Here is a 17,880-nt window from a genome sequence, read left to right as displayed (position 1 = left end):
TCTCCGGCCGTGCTGTTCGCCTTACGCTTCGACTTCCGTAATCCGGACCTCGCCGGTACGACTATGGCCGACCGTTACGCGGCGGCCCTCGACATGGCCGAGTGGGCCGACCAGCTGGGCTGCGTGACCATTGCGGTCTCGGAGCACCACGGTTCGCCGGACGGCTACCTGCCCAGCCCGATCCCGATGCTCGCGGCGATGGCCGCCCGCACCACGAAGGTGCGTTTCAATATCGCGGCGCTCATCGCGCCGTTTCACGACCCGCTGCGCCTCGCCGAGGATTTGATCTTCCTCGACAATCTCAGCAAGGGTCGCGTCGACCTGATCATCGCGGGCGGTTACGTCCGCGAGGAGTTCGCCCTGTTCGACGTCCCGATGTCCGAACGCGGGCGCCGGGTGACCGAGACGGTGACGACCCTCAAGGCCGCGTTCACCGGCGAGCCGTTCGAGTACCGCGGTCGGACGGTCCACCTCACCCCGGGTCCGTTCCGTCCCGGTGGCCCGAAGATCTCGCTCGGTGGCAGCAGTGAGCCGGCCGCCCGCCGCGCCGCGCGCATCGCCGACGGCTTCGTTCCCACGCTGCCGGAGATCTGGGAGTTCTACCGCGACGAGGTCCAGAAGCTCGGCCGGCCCGATCCCGGGCAGAGCCCGATCGGCGCCAACCGGGTCGTCGCGCTCGCCGAGGACGTCGACGAGGGCTGGAAGCGGATGTCGCCGTTCTTCCTGCACGAGACGAACGCCTACGGCATCTGGCAGGCCCAGAACAACGCGGCCTCCCCGTATCGCACGTCTCCCGACGCCGACCAGCTGCGCACGACCGGGCAGTACCGGGTGCTGACGCCCGAGCAGTTCGTGGCCGAGCAGAAGGCGGCGCCCTTCCCGTTCGCCCAGCTCCACCCGCTGTGCGGGGGAATGCCGCCCGAATCGGCGTGGGAAAGCCTCCGCCTGTTCGAGCACGAGGTGCTGCCGGCCTTCCGCTGATCCGCACCCACCTGGCCCGTGCCGGGCTGGCCCGTACCCGCTCGGACCGTGCTGATCCCTGACCCGAGGTTCCCGAAAGCCTGATGCCCGAAGCCCGAACCGGCTTCGGGCATCAGGCTTTCGGGACCCCGCAATCCCGCGTTCGGGATTCCGGCCCGCGTATCGGGTTCGTGTTCGTGGGTGGCGGCCGGTGCGGTCAGAGCTCCGTCTTGGCCGGGTCCACCCGCACCACGCGGAAGTCGGTGCCGACGATCCGCCCGTACATCTCGGCTGACATCGGGCCGGGGAACGTTCCGACGACGGAGGTGGGGGATCCGGCGTCGTCGACGAGCACGACGGCGTAGGCGCCGGGTGCCGCCCACTTCCCGCGCACGGCGTGCTCAGCGCGCCGCCAGCTCTCCTCGGACGGGGGGTGCAGAGGGCTCGGCGTCGTCACGTCGGCCTCGCTCTGCGAGAGAAAAATTCAGCTTTTTTGAATGAATTTAATGCCACTGCGTCGCCGTCGACGAGTGGGCGCCCCTTTGTCATGTATCGCTCCGGTCCGGGCGGTGTTCCTGCTGGGTGGCATCCCCTCTCCCCTCGACCAACGGTTCACCATCGCGGGTGATCGGGCGAGGGTGTGAGTGGCGTCATACTGCGGACATCCGGAGGAAGCGACACAGAGCCACCGGCGCGTCGAATGCGGCGCGGCCGATGATCCGGTCCGGTATGGCACGATCAGCGCGGGAGATCAGCGGACGAATTGTGGCGGTCCTGGCGGCCGGTGCCTCGCCCGCTTGGGTGTGACAGCAGTCAGACCAGCTGGAATCGGTCTGCGACGAACCAGAACCGAGGACCCCGGGTAGACGATGTGAAGCACATACAACCCTGTCTCGCCAGCCTGTTGGGTGAAATCGTCCAGCGCAGGAAGGCCGCCGGGCTCAGTCAAGCCCAGCTGGCCAACCGGGTGCGTTACCAACCGAGTTACCTCTCGAAGGCCGAGCGCGGCCTGCTCGGCGTGCCGTCGCAGTCGCTCGTGGCCGCGATCGACGCGGAGCTGAACGCCGGCGGTGTGCTCGTCGAGCTGCGCAGCCACGCGTGGCTGGAGGACAAGGGCGGTCAGGCTGGCGTCATCTGGCGGGGAGCCCAGGAGGAGGTGGACATCACGGATCGCCGACAGCTCATCGTCGGGGGCGGCGCCGTCGCGGTCGGGCCGGCAGCGGCCGCGGCCCTGCCGGTCGTGCCGGCATCGTCCGACGCGCCGGCATCATCGGGGCGCCCGGCACCGTCGAGCGCGCCGGGCGTGCCCGCGCCCCGGTCCGGACCGACCGGGCCCCCGGCACCGAGCCGGATCGACCTGTCGGGGCGGTGGTGGACGTCCTGGCAGACCTTCCGGGACGGTGCGGAGGTCCAGTCCTCGCAGGAGGTCAGCGTGGCGCAGTCCGGCGAGGTCCTCCACATCGAGGCGGTCTCGCGCGGGCTGGCCCTGGAGGACGGCGGCTATCTGTGGTCGGGCGAGCTGCGGGTCTTCGACAACGAGGTCGTCATGGGGTGGTACGCGGCGGTCGACGGCCCGGTCCGGTCGAAGGGCACGCTGTTCCTCTCGCTGCACCCGCACGGTGACCGGCTCACCGGTCGCTGGGTCGGCCTCAGCTACGACGGCCTGTTCATCGAGGGGTGGGGCGCGATGGCTCGTTCGGAGGAGGCCACCGTCACCCTCATCGACCGCCTCAAGAAACAGTTCCCGAAGGTGGCGTGACGGCCGCTGGAACCGGCGGGCCGCGGGCGCGTGGAGGACCTCGGCGCGGCGGTCGTCGCCCTCCGGTCGGAGGACGCGACCGCCGTCACCGAGATCGTCTTCCGCATCCGCTCGCCGAGGGTCTCAGCGCGTCGCGCGGATGGACTCCCGCAGCGAGGTCAGCGTGGCGGCGATGGCCGTCGGCTCGTAGCCGCAGTGCGCCATGCAGTTCTCACAGCGGGGGTCGCGGCCCCGGCCGTACGACTCCCAGTCGGTCGTCTCGAGAAGCTCCTTGTAGCTCGAGGCGTATCCGTCACCCATCAGGTAGCACGGCTTCTGCCAGCCGTAGAGGGAGTAGGACGGAATTCCCCATGCCGTGCAGGGGAAGTCGACCTTGCCCTCGAGGAAGTCGAGGAACAGCGGCGAGTGCTGGATGCGCCAGCGCTTGCGCCGGCCGTCGGCGAACGCCTTGCGGAAAAGCTCCTGAGTCTCCTTGACGCCCAGGAACTTGTCCTGCTCAGGGGCCTTCTCGTAGGCGTAGGCCGGCGAGAGCATCATGCCGTCGACGTTGAGGTCGTTGTTCAGGAAGTCCAGGACCTCGATGACGGTCTGCGGGGTGTCGGTGTTGAAGAACGTGGTGTTCGTCGTCACCCGGAATCCGCGTTCCTGCGCGTCCTTGATCGCGTCGACGGCCTGGGCGAAGACGCCCTTCTTCGCCACGGACTCGTCGTGGCGGTCCTCAAGCCCGTCGATGTGCACCGCGAGCGACAGGTACGGCGAGGGCTTCAGCTTGTCGATCTTGCGCGGGAGCAGCACCGCGTTCGTGCAGAGGTAGATGAACTTCTTGCGCTTGACCAGGCCTTCCACGATCTGCTCGATCTGTGGGTGCATCAGCGGCTCGCCACCCGCCAGACACACGACGGGCGCGCCGCACTCGTCGACGGCGGCCAGCGCCTGCTCGACCGGCATGCGCTGCTTGAGGACGTCCGCGGGGTGCTGGATCTTGCCGCAGCCCTCGCAGGAGAGGTTGCACGCGAACAGCGGTTCCAGCTCGAGCGTGATCGGGAACTTGTCTCGACGTGCGATTTTCTGCTTCAGCAGATAGGCACCGATCTTGATCGCCTGACGCCGCGGAATGCTCATATTCACCCTTCCGGTGTTGATCTACGTTCGCCTGGTGGGTGGAGTCGCGATGCCGTACCGCTCCCTTAAGTCTAAGGAGGCGCCTTATCTAGTTCCTGGAAAAATTCTTCGATGAGAGCTACTTAACCGGCCGGGCGAGATCTTCTTTCCGTCGGGCTATCTCGCCACCAGCCCGTTTACCGGAGTGAGATCCGGTTTTCACCTACCCGCCGGCTACCGCGGTCTCACGTCGAACTGGACCTTTGGGCCTGTCCGGGGTCGTCGTCAAGGGCCGCAGGCCCGTCGAATCGGTGGACGTCCGACTGCTCGCGCAAGCACCCGTGAAACCCGTTGCCCGGCCAGTCGGGCCCGGCGAAGCACGTCGGAGTCACGACCGTAACCCGGTGGGCGGAAATGCGCCGCGCCCGAACGTGCCGGGTCATCGGGCGGGCGGGTCACCGTGCCATCCGGTACCGGGACGGGGGCGGGCCGGCGGATGCCGCCGCCGGACTGAAGACCCCGGTCACGCGGTACGTCCCGGCGGGCACCGGCGCCGGGCTCGGGCCCCGGGGCGCAGCTGTGTCCCAGGGCGGCATCGGGGCGCCGATACCCGCACGGGGGGGCCTGCCGGAGTCGGTCCCGGCGGCCGGCGGAGGCGATCGACGTGTATGCGGGGGAGCAGACGCTCCGCCGTGGCCATCCCGGATCGGGGGAGACGGAGGAGGCCGCCGAGGCGACGGGCCCACCGGAAGGCGGAAGCCGCGGACGCGCGGAAGGCCGCGGGTGTGTGAAAGCCGAGGGCGCGGAGAAGGCGGCGGGCGCCGAACGGTGGAGAAGGTGGCGGGCGCGGAACGGTGGAGAAGGTGGCGGGCGCGGAACGGTGGAGAAGCCGGGGGCGTCGGAGGGGGACGCGTGCGCGGCGGGCCATGGATGGCCGCTCCGGTCGGGCGCGCCAGGAGGTTCGGAACCGGGGTCGCGTCGTAGCCGACGCGTTCCGGGCGGGTGCCGGACTGTGTCGTCGAGGCCGGTGGCCGGTCAGAGCCGTCGGGTGAGGGTCTGGGGTCGGTCAGTGTTGTCGGGAGCCGGTGCCGGTCAGCGTCGTCGGGGGCCGGCACCGGCGCACTCGTGGTTCGGCCCCGCCGCGGGAGCACCGCCCGGGCGGGCTGTGCCGGCGGCGGCCGACCACGAGCGGGCGGACGTCACATGTCCAGGCGCGACTCGATGGTGCGCAACCGGTGGCGGGCCATCGCCAGGTTCGCGCGGCTCTTGTCGAGCACCAGATACAGGAACAGGCCGCGCCCGGTGTGGCTGCTCAGAAGCCTGATCAGGTGGTACTGGCGACCCAGGGTGATGAGGATGTCCTCGACCGTGTCCTGCAGGCCCAGGCTCTCCATGGTGCGGATCTTCGACCGGACGACCTCGGTGTTCCCGGCGGCCGCGATCTCCAGATCGAAATTGTGGATGTTGCTCAGCTTGCCGAGCGTCATCCCACTCGTGAAGTCGACGAGGGCGACCCCGGTAGCTCCTTCGATCTCCAGCGATTCCTTCAGTGCAACGTCGACGCTGTTCATGTCGCCTCCCACGTGATCATCAACTTCTTCCAGGGCAGCCAGGTCACTGCCCTCGTCGTCGGCGGATCGGTCCGCTCGTGCAAACCACCAGGTCCCGAGCCTTATCCGCATTTCGCCCCACCTGAAAATGGGGGCACTCTCCGGGTCGTCGAGCGCCATGCCGTGGCGGCCCTCTCTCCCGGTAATGCCAACTCGCGGGTGCCTGTCAGGGTCATCTCACCAGGATTCGGGCAGATCTGACCCGTGCATTGGCGGAGCACTTCGCACAGTGATCGCCTGACTAGGCCATTAGAGTGTCGCGAGTGCATAATTTGAGAGGTCCGTGGGATTTTATACCTGAATTTGTATAATCGCAGGTCAGGTAGGTGACGAGACTCAGGAGCAGGCGGTGCTGGCGAGGCGGATGGGCGCCCCGGCTCGTCTGCCCTACGGCTGCGGCAATCGCGGCGCCCGCCGCGCGGCGCCAGGCCCCCACCCGACCGGTGATCCACAGTCGTTCCGTGGGCGGCCCGTCCGACCCGACAGCCGGACGGGCCGCCCACGACACCACAAGCCGTGCCGAGCACGCGTTCAGAACTGAGCGAGCTGTTTGGCGATCGTCTCCACATCGGAGTAGGTCACTCCGATCAGCCCGACCTGCTTCCAACGTAGTACGCCCTCCGCGTCCACGAGGAACACCGACCGGCGCAGCCCGAGCCCTGGCAGGGAGATGCCATACTGCTTCACGGCCTTGCGGTCGGTGTCCGCGAGCAGGGGGAAGCTGAGAGAATACGACCGGGCGAAGGCCTCGTGGCTGTCGAGTCCCTGCGGGCTGATTCCCCAGACCAGGGCCCCCAGGTCACGGAACACCTCGATGCCGGCGGCGTAGGAACACATCTGCTTCGTGCAGACCGGAGTGTTGTCACCCGGGTAGAAGGCGAGAACGACCGGGTGCCCCCGCTCCGCGGAGAGGGTGAACTCGGACCGGGTGGCCTCCTCTCCGGTCAGGGTCAGGCCGGGCAGCGTGAAGTCGGGCGCCGGCTGGCCGATCGCGGGCGTCGCCATCTCAGGCCTCCGCCGACTGGCCGAGCGGCCCGCCGGTCGCGGCGCGGCCGGGGTGGATCCGCCTGGTGGGATCGTCGAGGCGAGTCGACATCTGGTTTCCTTCCGGGTGCGCCGCGGCGGGACCGGGTACGGGACGCCGGTCGCTGGACCCGCACCCGTCCTGGATGACGGCCAGGCCGTGGTCGATGACTGAATTAGGTAACCGTACCGGTGTCGTAAAGCGGCGTGTCATGTTTTCGTCTGTTTCGCTGCCTTCCGTCCGTCTTCCGGTCACCCGGTCACCCGGCGGGTACGGGGGCGGGGCGGGGTTCGGCTGGAAGTGAGGCGGAGGAGCCCGGGACACCTGGGGCCGGCGCTCGTGAATCGAGAACTCGCGGGCACGCGGGCACGCGGGTGCGAGGGGGCCGCGGGCGCGCGGACCGCGGTGCGCCGACGGTGCGGAGCGCGGGGGCCTGTTCCGGGCTGGGCCGCGGCGTGGGGATTGGTGCCGCGGCAACGCCTGGTCATTGTTTCTCTGTTGCGGGACCAAGGACTCTGAACCGTGGCGATGGTCCCGGTTTCCGGGTAACGCAGTCAACTTGGCGTTCCGGGCCGGAAGAATGGCCGGCCGGGATTACCGACCTGGTACCGCTCCGGGCGAAGGCCGGCCGCTCAGGCCGGGATCCGCGGCAGGTCACCGGCACGCTGGAACAGCGGTGGGCTGGCATTTCCCGTTGTATCCGGAGAGCGTGATTCGTGGTTCCGGGGATTCCGCTGCCGCCCGGGCAGCGAGGTGTCCGGGCGGCAGCGGGACGCACGGACGCGGCAGGTTCAGAACGCGGCGGGTTGCGGAACGGCGCCGGTACGGGCCAGGAGCACGTCGAGGTCGTAGTCGTACCAGCGGCGCAGGGGTCGCGGCGAGGCCGAGCGCCCCCATTCGTACATCTGGCGCTGGGCGTCGAAGGAACCGTCGTGCCATCTGCGCAGGACGTCGCCCAGGCGCAGCGGCTCGGGCAGGAAGGCGGCGGTGCCGAGCAGGTCCGCGAGGCGCCCGACCGCCTCGGCGGGCGTCGCCCGGCCCTGCTCGACCTCGTCCAGCACACCGCCGAGCCGGCGGAACAGATCCTGGAACTCCGGCAGGTCCGGGCAGAAGGTGCCGGGGAAGGGGGCGTCGAAGAGCTGGTCGAACAGCGCCGGGTCGCCCCGCTCGAGGAAGCCGAAGTAGGTGCCGACGATCCGTGAGATGCCGAGGTTCCAGGCCATGAACCACACCTTGGACCATGCCCGCCACAGGTCGAAGTCCCGGAACGACGTGTACGAGCCGGCCACCAGCCGGTCGTTCACGTCGAGGATCGTCTGGTTGAGCTGGTCGATGGAGGCGAAGCGTTCGGCCGAGAGGTCGCCGTCGGCGAGGGCGTCCATGAGCATGGGCGCGAAGGCGTAGATGACCTGCATCGTGTTCGCCATGCCTCGGGAGAACAGCGCGTCGACGGCGCCGGCGGCATGGCTCATCATGGCCCAGCGGTCACCCACCGTCCGGGTGCTGGAGTACTGGGTGCGCCCGGTGGACACCCAGTCCCAGGTGGGCCGGGCGGCGGCGAACTGGCGCGCAACGCTGGGAAAACGGCCCAGGTAGGTCTGCCACTCCTCGTCCGCGGTGACACCGGGCTGTTTCGGGAAACGGCGGGTGTCGAGGTTGAGGCCGACGCTGCACAGCGGGTTGGTGGCGCGTTGGTGGTTGTCGAACGGGATCACCCACAGCCATCCGCCGTCGAAGATGTGGTGCAGCGTCCCCTGGTGCCAGGGTGAGGGCTGTCCGCTGGGCCGGGTCACCTCGTCGAACGGCCGCACCCCGACCATGTGGGTGAACAGCGTCCGCGAGTGGGTCCGGAACCGGCAGGGGTCCTCACGCAGGCCGTACTGGTTGGCCAGGACCGAGTTCCGCCCGGAGGCGTCGACGACGTAGCGGACCCGGATCCGCTCGCCGGCCCGGGTCGTCAGGGTGGCCGCGTCGTCGGTGATCTCCATGTGGTCGACGGAGGTCCGCTGCCGCGGGTGGGCGCCGTGGCGCACCGCCGAGTAGAAGAGGTAGGAGTCGATGTCCTGGCGGTGCATGTGCATCTCGGGCCCGTTCGGGAACTCCGAGACGCTGCACTGCGTGACCTCCTCCGGGTCCTGGACCTCCCCCTCCCGGTGGTAGACGAAGCCGAAATTGCGTTTCACGCCGCACGCGGACGAGACGTGCCGCCGGACGCCCTCGAAGCTGCTGACATGGCCGAGCTCGGGGACGTCGAAGCGTTGCGCGAGAAGTTTCAGCAGATAGGTCGTCTCGCCGATCGTCGATTCCCCGAGCGCGAATCGTGGATGTGTTCCACTGTCGATGAGTACCACGCTGTGACCGTGGCGGGCGAGGATGTTGGCCAGTGTCGAGCCGGCGATGCCGCTGCCGAGAATGGCAACCGAATAGTCGTACTCGCTCATTGCGTGACTCCCTGTACGCCGCTTTCGGAGATGATCAGCGGGTCTCGCTCCGCTTGTCGGCCCTCGAGATCCCCCGATCCCTTCACAGTCGCGTACTGAATCACTTATTCGTCCGTTGGTCTAGATAAACGCAATATAAACCCTGATGGATGGGTAGTTCTTCGGGTATCGGGTGTTATTTATCTTTTGCGGCAAAATTACCAATTGTGGCAAGTATCCAGATTTCTCGCGCCGGGTGGCGTCGTCGCCGGGCCCGGACCGGCGCTGCCGGGGCCGGCAAGCTGCCACGCTGGTGGCATGGATGCGGTGACGCTGTCGGTGGTGTCCAGTGCGCTGGGCGGCATCGCCGAGGAGATGGGGACGCTGCTCGTCCGGAGCGCGTACTCGTCCAACATCAAGGAGCGGCGTGACTGCTCGGCGGCGATCTTCGACGCGGACGCCCGGATGATCGCGCAGGCCGCCCACGTGCCGGTGCACCTGGGCGCCCTGTACGAATCGGTCCGGGTGGTCGCCGGGCGCGGGGCGCTGCCCGGCGACGTGTGGGTGCTCAACGACCCGTTCTCCGGCGGGAACCACCTGCCCGACGTCACGCTGATCTCCCCGCTCACGCTCGACGGGGAGCGCGCCGGCGAGGTCGTCGGCTACGCGGCCACCCGGGCGCACCACTCCGACATGGGCGGGATGCGTCCCGGGTCGATGCCCGCGGACTCGACCGAGATCTTCGCCGAGGGGCTGATCATCCCGCCGGTCCGGCTCGTCCGGGCGGGGCACTGGCAGGAGGACCTGCTCGACCTCATCTGCGCGAACTCGCGGACACCGGACCTGCGCCGCGGTGACCTGCGCGCCCAGGCGGCGGCGAACGGGCTGGCCGCCACCCGGCTGGCCGAGCTCGCGCGCCGGCACGGCACCGGGCTCGTCCTGGAGTCGTTCGCCGAGGTACTCCGCTACGGCGAGCGGCGCAGCCGGGCGGTGATCGCGCGGCTGCCCGACGGTGTCTACCAGGTGGAGAGCGAGCTCGAGGGCGACGGCGTCGACGACCGGGACATCGCGCTGCGGGTCGCGGTGACCATCGAGGGCGACGGCATCACCGTCGACTTCACCGGCACGTCACCGGCCGTGCGTGGCAACATCAACTGTCCGCGGGCCGTGACCCGCTCCGCCTGCTGCTTCGCGCTGCGGGTGCTGCTGCCCGACGACGTCCCGACCGGCGACGGCACCTACGCCCCGCTGACCGTGGTGACCGAGCCCGGTTCGCTGGTCGACGCGCGCCGTCCGTCCGCCGTTGTGGCGGGCAACGTGGAGACCTCGCAGCGCATCGCCGACACGGTGCTGGCCGCCCTGCGGCTGGCGGTCGGCACCGGGTCGGACGTCCTGGCGGCGCCCGGGCAGGGGACGATGAACAACCTGGTGATCGGTGGCGCGACCTGGACGTACTACGAGACGCTGGGCGGGGGCCAGGGCGCGTCCGCCCGCGGCCGCGGTCCCTCCGGGGTGCACGTGGGGATGACGAACACACTGAACACCCCGATCGAGGCGCTCGAACTGGAGTACCCGATGCGGGTGGAACGCTACGAGCTGGTCGACGGCACGGGTGGGTCCGGCCGGCACCCCGGCGGGGACGGCCTCGTGCGCTCGGTGCGGGTGCTGGAGCCGGCGACGCTGTCCGTCCTGACCGACCGGCGGCGGCACGCGCCCGGCGGGGTGGCGGGCGGTGGGCCCGGCGCGGTCGGCCACAACGATGTCGACGGTGTTCCGCTCCCGCCCAAGGCGAGCCGGCAGCTCCCCGCCGGGTCGGTGGTCACTCTGCGCACGCCGGGCGGTGGCGGATGGGGCCCGCCACCCGGCGACCTGTAGACCGGCTGGACCGGCGACCTATAAACCAGGCGACCTATAAACCAAAGGTGTGATCGACAGATCCGGGCAATCGGCTGCGAAAGGACCACGTAGCGTTCACGATCGAGGGTGACCCGACCGGGATGCGAGGGACCGGGAGGCCACATGGAGGCTGAGTTCGGTGTTGGTGTCGGCGTCGGTGGCGCCGTGATGGCGGCCGTGACCCTTCCCGCCGCGGCGGTGATCGCCCCTGCGCCACGCTCGCCGCTGGCCAGGGCGTTCGACGGCGCGCTGGTCGCGGTCGGTGCGACGGCCGACCCGGGGGAACGGGTCGCCGCGTTCGTGGATCTCGTCCGGAGGTATCAGGAACCCGGGCGGCACTACCACACCCTGCGGCACGTGGCGGAGACGACCGCCGCCTTCCACCTGCTGATCGCCGCCGACCGGGCCGAGGCCAGCGGGGTGCGGCCACCGGTCTGCCTGCTCGCCGTGCACTTCCATGACGTCGTCTACGACTCCCGCGCGCGGGACAACGAACAGCGCTCCGCCGAGCTCGCGGCCGGCGTCCTGACCCGCCTCGGCTGCCGGGCCGAGGCGATCGCCGACGTGTGCCGCCTGGTCGAGGCCACGGCGGGGCACCGGTCGGGCCCCGCCGACGAGGCGTTCGTCAACGACGCCGACCTGCGGGTGCTCGCGCGTCCCGCGCCCGCCTACGACCGGTACGTCCGCCGGGTGCGCCTGGAGTACGCCTGGGTCGGCGGCGACACCTGGGCCTCCGGGCGCGGCGCCGTCCTGCGGCATCTGTTGGACGGGGAGATCTACGCGACCTCCTGGGCCCGCCGGCACTGGGAGCCGGCCGCCCGGGCCAACCTCCACCGCGAGCTCTCGGCGCTGTCCCTGACCTGAAGGCTGTCTTTCGGCCGCCGGCCCGGATCGCCTTCCGGCCATCGTGGGACCACACGGAGACAGAGCCGGTAACGGAGACAGAGCCGGTAGTCGACGCGGAGTCGCCGTTCGGCGGATGTGCGCGGCCGGCAGCGGCCGGCACGATCATCGCCATGATTCGCGTCGAGTCGCTGACCAGACGTTACGGAGCGTCCACCGTCGTACGGGACGTCTCCTTCACCTGCGAGCCGGGGACGGTGACGGGCTTCCTCGGCCCGAACGGCTCCGGCAAGTCCACCACGCTACGGATGATCACAGGTCTGACCAGGCCGGACGCCGGCCAGGCCACCATCGACGGACATCCGTTCGCCGCGCTGCCCAACGCCTCCCGCGCGGTCGGCACGCTGCTGGACGCGTCCGCCACCCACCGCGGCCGCAGCGGCCGGGCGATCCTGCGGACGGCCGCGGACCTGGCCGGCGTCCCCCGCCCCCGGGTCGAGGAGATGCTCGAACTGGTCGGTCTGGCCGGCCCGGCGGCCGGCCGCCGCTCGGGCACCTACTCGCTGGGGATGCGTCAGCGGCTCGGCTTCGCCCAGGCGCTGATCGGTGAACCGTACGTCCTCATCCTCGACGAGCCGGCGAACGGCCTCGACCCGGAGGGCATCGCCTGGATGCGCCGGCTGCTGCGGGAGTTCGCCGCGCGCGGCGGGACGGTGCTGCTGTCCAGCCACCTGCTCGGCGAGGTGCAGGCGACCGTCGACCGGCTCGTGGTCATCGCCGCGGGCGCGGTGGTGGCCCGCGGGCGGCTGGACGAGCTGCTCGCCCCGGCCGGGGTGATCGTCGGCGCGCCGGACCGGCCCGGGCTGGCGGCGGCGCTGTCCCGGGCGGCGATCCCGTTCACCCCGAGCCCGGAGGGGACCCTGCTGGTGGACGCCTCGTCCGGCACGACCGCGGCGGACGTCGCCCGGGCCGCCGCCGGTGCCGGTGTGCTCGTGACCGAGCTGCGCCCGGCGGACCACGGAACCCTCGAGGACCTCTTCTTCTCGCTCACCACGGCCCGCCCCACGCGGACCGAGGTGGCCCGATGACCGCCGCGGCCCGCGCCACGCAGACCGCCACGACAACCGACGGCCCCGGCCCCGGCCCCGGCCCCGACGCCGTGACACCAGGGCCCGCCGCCGCACGGCCCGCCGCCGCGCCGATCCCGTTCGCCCGGCTGGTGCGGGTGGAGTGGGACAAGTGCCTGGGCACCCGGGCCACGCGCTGGCTGCTGGCCGTCGCCACCGCGGTGTCCGTCCTGTGCCAGCTGGTCCCGCTCCTGCTCCCGGACGACGTCGACCAGTGGGCGTCGGTCTACCTCGGCTTCGGCTCGGTCGGGTACGGCGTGCTGCTGCCGGTCGTCGTGATCCTGGCCCTGACCAGCGAGTGGACGCAGCGCACGGTGCTGGTGACCTTCACCCAGGAGCCGCGCCGCGCGCGGGTGCTGACCGCGAAGCTCACGGTCGGCGTGCTGTTGTCCCTGCTCGCGGTCGTCGCGACCTTCGCGATCGCGCTGGGCGGGATGGCGGTCGCCGGGTGGGGACTCGACCGCTCGGTCGTCGCCGACCACCCCTGGGGCCTGCTCGTCCTGGGATTCGTCCTCGCCTCGGTGGTCGGGACGGTCTCGGCGATGGGTTTCGCGGCGCTGTTCGGCTCGAGCGCGGCCGCGATCGTGAGCGTTTATCTCGTCCCGACCCTGTGGGGTGTCGTCTTCTCGTTCGGCGTCCTGCGGAAGCTGAGCCCCTGGCTGGACAGCGCGCGGTCGACGACCTGGATGCAGGAGGCGAGGTTCGACGGTCATCTCGGCCAGATGGCGGTCTCGTCCGCGCTGTGGGTCCTGGTGCCACTGGTGGCCGGCTTCGTCCGTACCCTGCGCCGCGAGGTCTCCTGACCCGCTCACCCGCCGCCGGCGGGCGTGCCGGCGGTCGGTGCGTCGGCGGTTGGTACGTCGGCGGTCGGTGCGTCGGCGCCGGCCGGTGTGCCGGCGGGCGGCGCGTCGCCGGTGGACCGGCGGGCCCGCCGCCGCAGGAACGCGGCGATGCCCACCCCGGCCAGCAGAACCCCGCTGAGTACCGGCCCGGCGACGAACTCAGCCGGGTCCGGTTCGAGGCCGGGCCAGACGAGGGCGAACAGCGCGAGCGAGCAGACGGCGCCGACCGTGCCGGCCCGCAGCGGGAACCGGCGGACGCCGGGCAGCCCGAGCAGCGCGAGCCCGCACAGGACACAGCCGAGGACCGTGCCGGTGAGCAGCGCCGCCCCGACGGATCGGACCACGAGGGCCGGCAGCCACTCCGGTTGCCACGACCAGGAGTCGCCGTTCCAGCGCAGGCGAGCGCCCCCGCCCGTGCCGCCCCCGCCCGCGTCACCGCTGCCCGCGCCGCCCCCGCCCGCGTCACCCGTCCCGAGCGGCGCTCCCGGCCAGACCAGCAGGTGCACCAGGCCGTGGGTGACGACGACGAATCCGCCGGCCCAGGCGGCGCCGCGGCTGACCAGGTCTCGGCTCACCGGGCCACGGCCGACCGGACCATGGCCCATCGGGCCTCCGTCGACCGGCCCGAGGGCCACGCTCATGCCGGTCCGCTCAATGCAGGGTCACCGCGTCGACGTCGGACCCGGCGTCGGTACCCGGCCCCGCCCAGTCCGCCGGCCCCGCCCAGTCGTCGGCCTCCGCGGGAGCCGCGGACCCCGGCGCGTCCACGGACAGCGCGTGGAGGTCGCCGGCGGTGGCGGTACCCGACTCGGCCGCGGCGGCCAGCACCGTCGCGGCCAGGACGGGATCCAGGTCCGGCGGAACCGACCGCAGGTCCAGCAGACAGCAGCCCTGCTCGACTCGGCCCAGAACGGACGGGCGGCCCCGGCGCAGGAAGGCGGCGAGAGTGGCGTCCAGCGCGACGGCCGCGCTCGGCAGGCCGCTCTCCCACACGTCCGGCCCCGGCCCGTAGTAGCCCGGGTGGCCGCTGTGGCCCGGTCCCGCCGTGACGGCGCCGCGGCGCACCGCGGCCCCGGCCCGGCCGGTGTCGTCGACGCCGTCCGAGCCGACGACCGCCCGGCTGGTCACCGCGGAGGCCGGGACCCCGGACTGCCGCAGCCAGGACGCCAGCCGCTCGGCCCGGTGCCGCAGCTCGGCGGGCTCGGCACGCAACGACCTGCGGACGGGGTTGTCCCCGGTGCCCAGGGTCGCCTCCAGCGCGGCCAACGTCAGCTTGCCCACCCGCAGGGCCCGGGCGAGCGGGTGCCGGCGCAGTCGGTCGACCAGGTCCGCGCGACCCAGCACCAGGCCGCACTGCGGCCCACCGAGCAGCTTGTCGCCGCAGGTGGTGACCAGGCTGACCCCGCAGCTCAGCCAGCTCGAGGCGTCCGGTTCGTCGGGCAGTACGGGCTCGGGGTGCAGCAGCCCGGATCCGGGATCGCCGACCAGTGGCACGCCGCGGCCGGCGCACAGCTCGGCGAGATCGGCGAGCGCCGGGGCCGCCGTCAGCCCGATCACCCGGTAGCTGGGCGGATGTACGCGAAGTACGAAACCGGTGCGTGGGCCGATGGCGTCGGCGTAGTCGCCGAGCGTGGTCCGATTTGTGGCCCCCACCTCGCGCAGCCGTGCTCCGGTCGACGTCAGCAGCTCGGGCAGGCGGAACCCGTCGGCCGTCTCGACGAGCTCGCCGCGGCTGATGACTATCTCCCGGTCGCCCGCGAGCGCCGCGGCCGTCAGGATGAGCGCGGCGGCGTTGTTGTTGACCACGTGCACGGCACGGGCCATCGGCACGGTCGCGGCCAGCGCGGTCATCGCCGTGCGACCGCGCCGGCCGCGCCGGCCGGTGGCCAGGTCGACCTCGACGTCGCAGGTCCCAGCAGCGGCGTCGAGCGCGGCGCGGGCCGCCGTGGACAGCGGCGCGCGGCCGAGGCCGTCATGCAGGAGGACGCCGGTGGCGTTGATCACCGGGCGTGGGCCGCCGGCCTGCCGGGCGGGCGCCACCAGCACGGCGGTCGGCGCCACGCCGGAGGCCGAACCGCCGGGGACCGGGCCGCCGGTGCGGGCCCGGCCCGGCTCGGCGCCGGGCGGCCCGGGCGTGGTGAGGAACCGCGTCGGCTCGGTAGGCGGTCGGCCTGGATCGGCGATCACCTTGAGTGATGCTAATGGTGCTTATCTGTGATGGATGGTCGGCGCTCCGTCGGGTGTCCCCGATGCGTGGCCTGGTTGTCGTCCCGCGGCGGGATTGTCACGGGTTTCCGTCAGGGCGTTGTTCGGGGTAGCTTCGGAGCCGAAGGGGAGTAGCCCCGCCGTGTGGCCACCGGCCGTGTCCGATCGCCGCCGCCCGTGTCATCGCGCTCCGTGCGCGGCGGACGAGCCGCGTCGGTCGGCTCGCTGGGCCGCCGCACGGCCCGACGTGTCGACATACTGGCCCGACCTGTGCGGGCCCGGCCGTCGGGCCTGACTTTCCGTCAGGTGGGCGAGACCTTCGATCTGGCTGTCATGCCGGGTCGAAGGCGGCTACCGTCCCGGCCCGGCTCCACTGAGAGGGACCCGAGCCGTGAGCCTCACCGCCGTACTTGTCACCTTCGGTGTGATCTTCCTGGCGGAACTACCCGACAAGACGATGGTGGCGAGCCTCGTGCTGGGCAGCCGCTACCGTCCCCTCTACGTCTGGACGGGCGTCGCGGCGGCCTTCGTGATCCACGTGACCCTGGCGGTCGCCGCCGGCAGCGTCATCTCGCTGTTGCCGGGGCGGGTCGTCGACGCGGTCGCGGCGCTGCTGTTCGCGCTCGGCGCGGCGCTGGTGCTCCGTGAGGGACGTGAGGAGACCACCGACGAGTCCGAGTCCGGCCCGGCCGAGTCCGGCCCCGCCGAGGCGTCGCCCGCGCCGACGGCCGCGGCGGTCGGCACGGGGTCGAGCCCGGCCGGCGTGGAGCCGAGTCCGGCCGGCCCGGGGGCCACGGGGAGCGCGGCCGGCGCGGGGACCACCGGCCCGTCGCGGTCCACGTTCCCGCGGGTCGCGGCGACGTCCTTCGCGGTCGTGTTCGTCGCGGAGCTCGGTGACCTCACCCAGTTCTCGACGGCGAACCTCGCCGCCCGTTTCTCCGCGCCGGTGGCGGTGTGGCTCGGTGCGGTCCTCGCCCTGTGGACCGTCGCGGCGCTCGCCATCGTGGGCGGGCGTGGGCTGCTCCGTGTCCTGTCGGTGAAGGTGATCACCCGGATCGCCGCGGTCGCGTTCACGGCGTTGGCGCTGATCTCGCTCGTGGACGCGATCCGCGGCTGACCGCCCGGCAGGGTCCGGGCTCGCCGGCGATGCGCGGCGCGACAGACTCCGCACATGCCACCGCGACGCAAAACCGACCTCTGGCAGCCGCTTCCCCCGGCCGTGGACGATCAGCCCGGGGGTGCCGCCGCGCCCGCGGGTGGTGGCCGCCGGGTCGTCCGCGGAACCGTCGACGACCTGGCCGCGGCCATCGGTGAACTCGACCCGGACGCCGGTGGCCTGACCGGGCCGACGGTGGAGTCGACCGTCCTGGCCGGCGCCCGGGTCCTCGGCGGTCGGGTCACGGGCCTGCGCCTGCGCGACGTCGTCGCCGATCAGGCCGTCCTGGCCGGCATCGTGCTCGACGGGGGCGGCGCGACGCGGGTCCGGGTCACCGGTGGCCGGGTGTCCGGCACGGTGTGGATCCGCGGGGAGCTCAACGACATGCTGTTCGACCAGGTGCGCGCGGACGGGCTCGCGCTGCGGGCCTGTCTGGTGCGCCGGGCGCGGTTCGTGAACTGTGATCTCTCCGGGCTGGACCTGACGGACACCCGGCTCGACCATGTGCGGTTCGAGGACTGTGATCTCAGCTCGGCGATCTTCTCCGGCGCGCAGATCGCGGCGGCTCAGTTGCGGGGATGCCGGTTCGACGCGGTGGTGGGAGCCGACGGCCTGGCCGGAGCCGAGATCGACTCGGCCGATCTGGCGAGTCTCGCCGGGCCGATGGCCGCCGCGCTCGGAATATCCGTGGTCTGAGCGTTTCCCCGGTACGGCGGTTGCGCCTGGTCGCGTTCGGAGTGGCGGCGATATCGCCGTGGGGATGATGAGGCGGAGCATGATCGAGAGGCCGCCCGCCGAGCGCGCGCGTGCCGGCCGGAGCCCTGGGGTACCCGCGCTCCGGAGCCTCGACCTGGGGTCCACCCAGCCACCCGATCAGGATGCTATTAGCGCGGATTCTCCTGATTCCGGGGGAAGGTGGGGAAGGTGGTGGCTCGCC

At 71.7% G+C, this 17,880-nt stretch carries 15 protein-coding genes; 8 read left to right on the top strand and 7 right to left on the bottom strand.

Going from position 1 to position 17,880, the window contains the following annotated elements:
- The first annotated feature begins 9 nt into the window (after nucleotides 1–9).
- The gene (locus tag B056_RS0128665) at nucleotides 10–981 is read left to right on the top strand and encodes an LLM class flavin-dependent oxidoreductase (protein WP_018505282.1); all 972 of its coding nucleotides are present in this window, start codon (nucleotides 10–12) and stop codon (nucleotides 979–981) included.
- Nucleotides 982–1,177: 196 nt separating this feature from the next.
- On the opposite strand, the gene B056_RS0128660 is transcribed toward B056_RS0128665, so the two are convergent.
- A complete protein-coding gene (locus B056_RS0128660) occupies nucleotides 1,178–1,417 on the bottom strand; it encodes a hypothetical protein (RefSeq protein WP_026240249.1) in 240 nt (79 codons plus the stop codon).
- 447 nt (nucleotides 1,418–1,864) lie between these two features.
- Between B056_RS0128660 and B056_RS0128655 the strand changes: the two genes are divergently transcribed.
- Nucleotides 1,865–2,719 (top strand): helix-turn-helix domain-containing protein, encoded by an 855-nt coding sequence (locus B056_RS0128655; protein WP_018505280.1) that lies wholly within the window; start codon nucleotides 1,865–1,867, stop codon nucleotides 2,717–2,719.
- A gap of 123 nt (nucleotides 2,720–2,842) precedes the next feature.
- Here the strand turns inward: B056_RS0128655 and hpnH are convergent, their stop codons facing one another.
- The 4 genes from hpnH to B056_RS0128635 form a co-directional block, all read right to left on the bottom strand.
- Nucleotides 2,843–3,841, bottom strand: coding sequence for an adenosyl-hopene transferase HpnH (hpnH, locus tag B056_RS0128650; protein WP_018505279.1), 999 nt, complete (start codon nucleotides 3,839–3,841; stop codon nucleotides 2,843–2,845).
- A 1,178-nt stretch (nucleotides 3,842–5,019) separates the two neighbouring features.
- Nucleotides 5,020–5,391 (bottom strand): hypothetical protein, encoded by a 372-nt coding sequence (locus B056_RS0128645; RefSeq protein WP_018505278.1) that lies wholly within the window; start codon nucleotides 5,389–5,391, stop codon nucleotides 5,020–5,022.
- Nucleotides 5,392–5,961: 570 nt separating this feature from the next.
- A complete protein-coding gene (locus B056_RS0128640) occupies nucleotides 5,962–6,435 on the bottom strand; it encodes a peroxiredoxin (protein ID WP_018505277.1) in 474 nt (157 codons plus the stop codon).
- Nucleotides 6,436–7,245: 810 nt separating this feature from the next.
- Nucleotides 7,246–8,895 carry an NAD(P)/FAD-dependent oxidoreductase gene (locus tag B056_RS0128635; protein ID WP_018505276.1) on the bottom strand — a complete coding sequence of 550 codons (1,650 nt, stop codon included), beginning with the start codon at nucleotides 8,893–8,895 and terminating at the stop codon, nucleotides 7,246–7,248.
- 297 nt (nucleotides 8,896–9,192) lie between these two features.
- On the opposite strand from B056_RS0128635, the gene B056_RS0128630 reads away from it, so the two are divergent.
- The 4 genes from B056_RS0128630 (at nucleotide 9,193) to B056_RS0128615 (ending at nucleotide 13,543) form a co-directional block, all read left to right on the top strand.
- The gene (locus B056_RS0128630; protein ID WP_018505275.1) at nucleotides 9,193–10,749 is read left to right on the top strand and encodes a hydantoinase B/oxoprolinase family protein; all 1,557 of its coding nucleotides are present in this window, start codon (nucleotides 9,193–9,195) and stop codon (nucleotides 10,747–10,749) included.
- A 144-nt stretch (nucleotides 10,750–10,893) separates the two neighbouring features.
- A complete protein-coding gene (locus tag B056_RS0128625; RefSeq protein WP_018505274.1) occupies nucleotides 10,894–11,634 on the top strand; it encodes an HD domain-containing protein in 741 nt (246 codons plus the stop codon).
- A 152-nt stretch (nucleotides 11,635–11,786) separates the two neighbouring features.
- Nucleotides 11,787–12,701 carry an ABC transporter ATP-binding protein gene (locus tag B056_RS0128620; protein ID WP_018505273.1) on the top strand — a complete coding sequence of 305 codons (915 nt, stop codon included), beginning with the start codon at nucleotides 11,787–11,789 and terminating at the stop codon, nucleotides 12,699–12,701.
- Nucleotides 12,698–13,543 (top strand): ABC transporter permease, encoded by an 846-nt coding sequence (locus B056_RS0128615; protein WP_018505272.1) that lies wholly within the window; start codon nucleotides 12,698–12,700, stop codon nucleotides 13,541–13,543. The genes B056_RS0128620 and B056_RS0128615 overlap by 4 nt, the downstream gene beginning before the upstream one ends.
- A 5-nt stretch (nucleotides 13,544–13,548) precedes the next feature.
- On the opposite strand, the gene B056_RS38350 is transcribed toward B056_RS0128615, so the two are convergent.
- A complete protein-coding gene (locus B056_RS38350) occupies nucleotides 13,549–14,187 on the bottom strand; it encodes a hypothetical protein (RefSeq protein ID WP_195905962.1) in 639 nt (212 codons plus the stop codon).
- Between the two features lie 46 nt (nucleotides 14,188–14,233).
- Nucleotides 14,234–15,769 carry an L-seryl-tRNA(Sec) selenium transferase gene (selA, locus tag B056_RS0128605; protein WP_018505270.1) on the bottom strand — a complete coding sequence of 512 codons (1,536 nt, stop codon included), beginning with the start codon at nucleotides 15,767–15,769 and terminating at the stop codon, nucleotides 14,234–14,236.
- A gap of 409 nt (nucleotides 15,770–16,178) precedes the next feature.
- Between selA and B056_RS0128600 the strand changes: the two genes are divergently transcribed.
- Both B056_RS0128600 and B056_RS0128595 read left to right on the top strand, forming a co-directional pair.
- Entirely contained in the window at nucleotides 16,179–16,904 is a 726-nt protein-coding gene (locus B056_RS0128600; protein WP_018505269.1) for a TMEM165/GDT1 family protein, read from the top strand.
- 54 nt (nucleotides 16,905–16,958) lie between these two features.
- The gene (locus B056_RS0128595; RefSeq protein WP_230203236.1) at nucleotides 16,959–17,639 is read left to right on the top strand and encodes a pentapeptide repeat-containing protein; all 681 of its coding nucleotides are present in this window, start codon (nucleotides 16,959–16,961) and stop codon (nucleotides 17,637–17,639) included.
- Nucleotides 17,640–17,880: the final 241 nt, after the last annotated feature.

The sequence above is a fragment of the Parafrankia discariae genome, from assembly GCF_000373365.1.
Lineage (GTDB): Bacteria > Actinomycetota > Actinomycetes > Frankiales > Frankiaceae > Parafrankia > Parafrankia discariae.
This window is presented reverse-complemented; position numbering and strand designations above follow the sequence as displayed.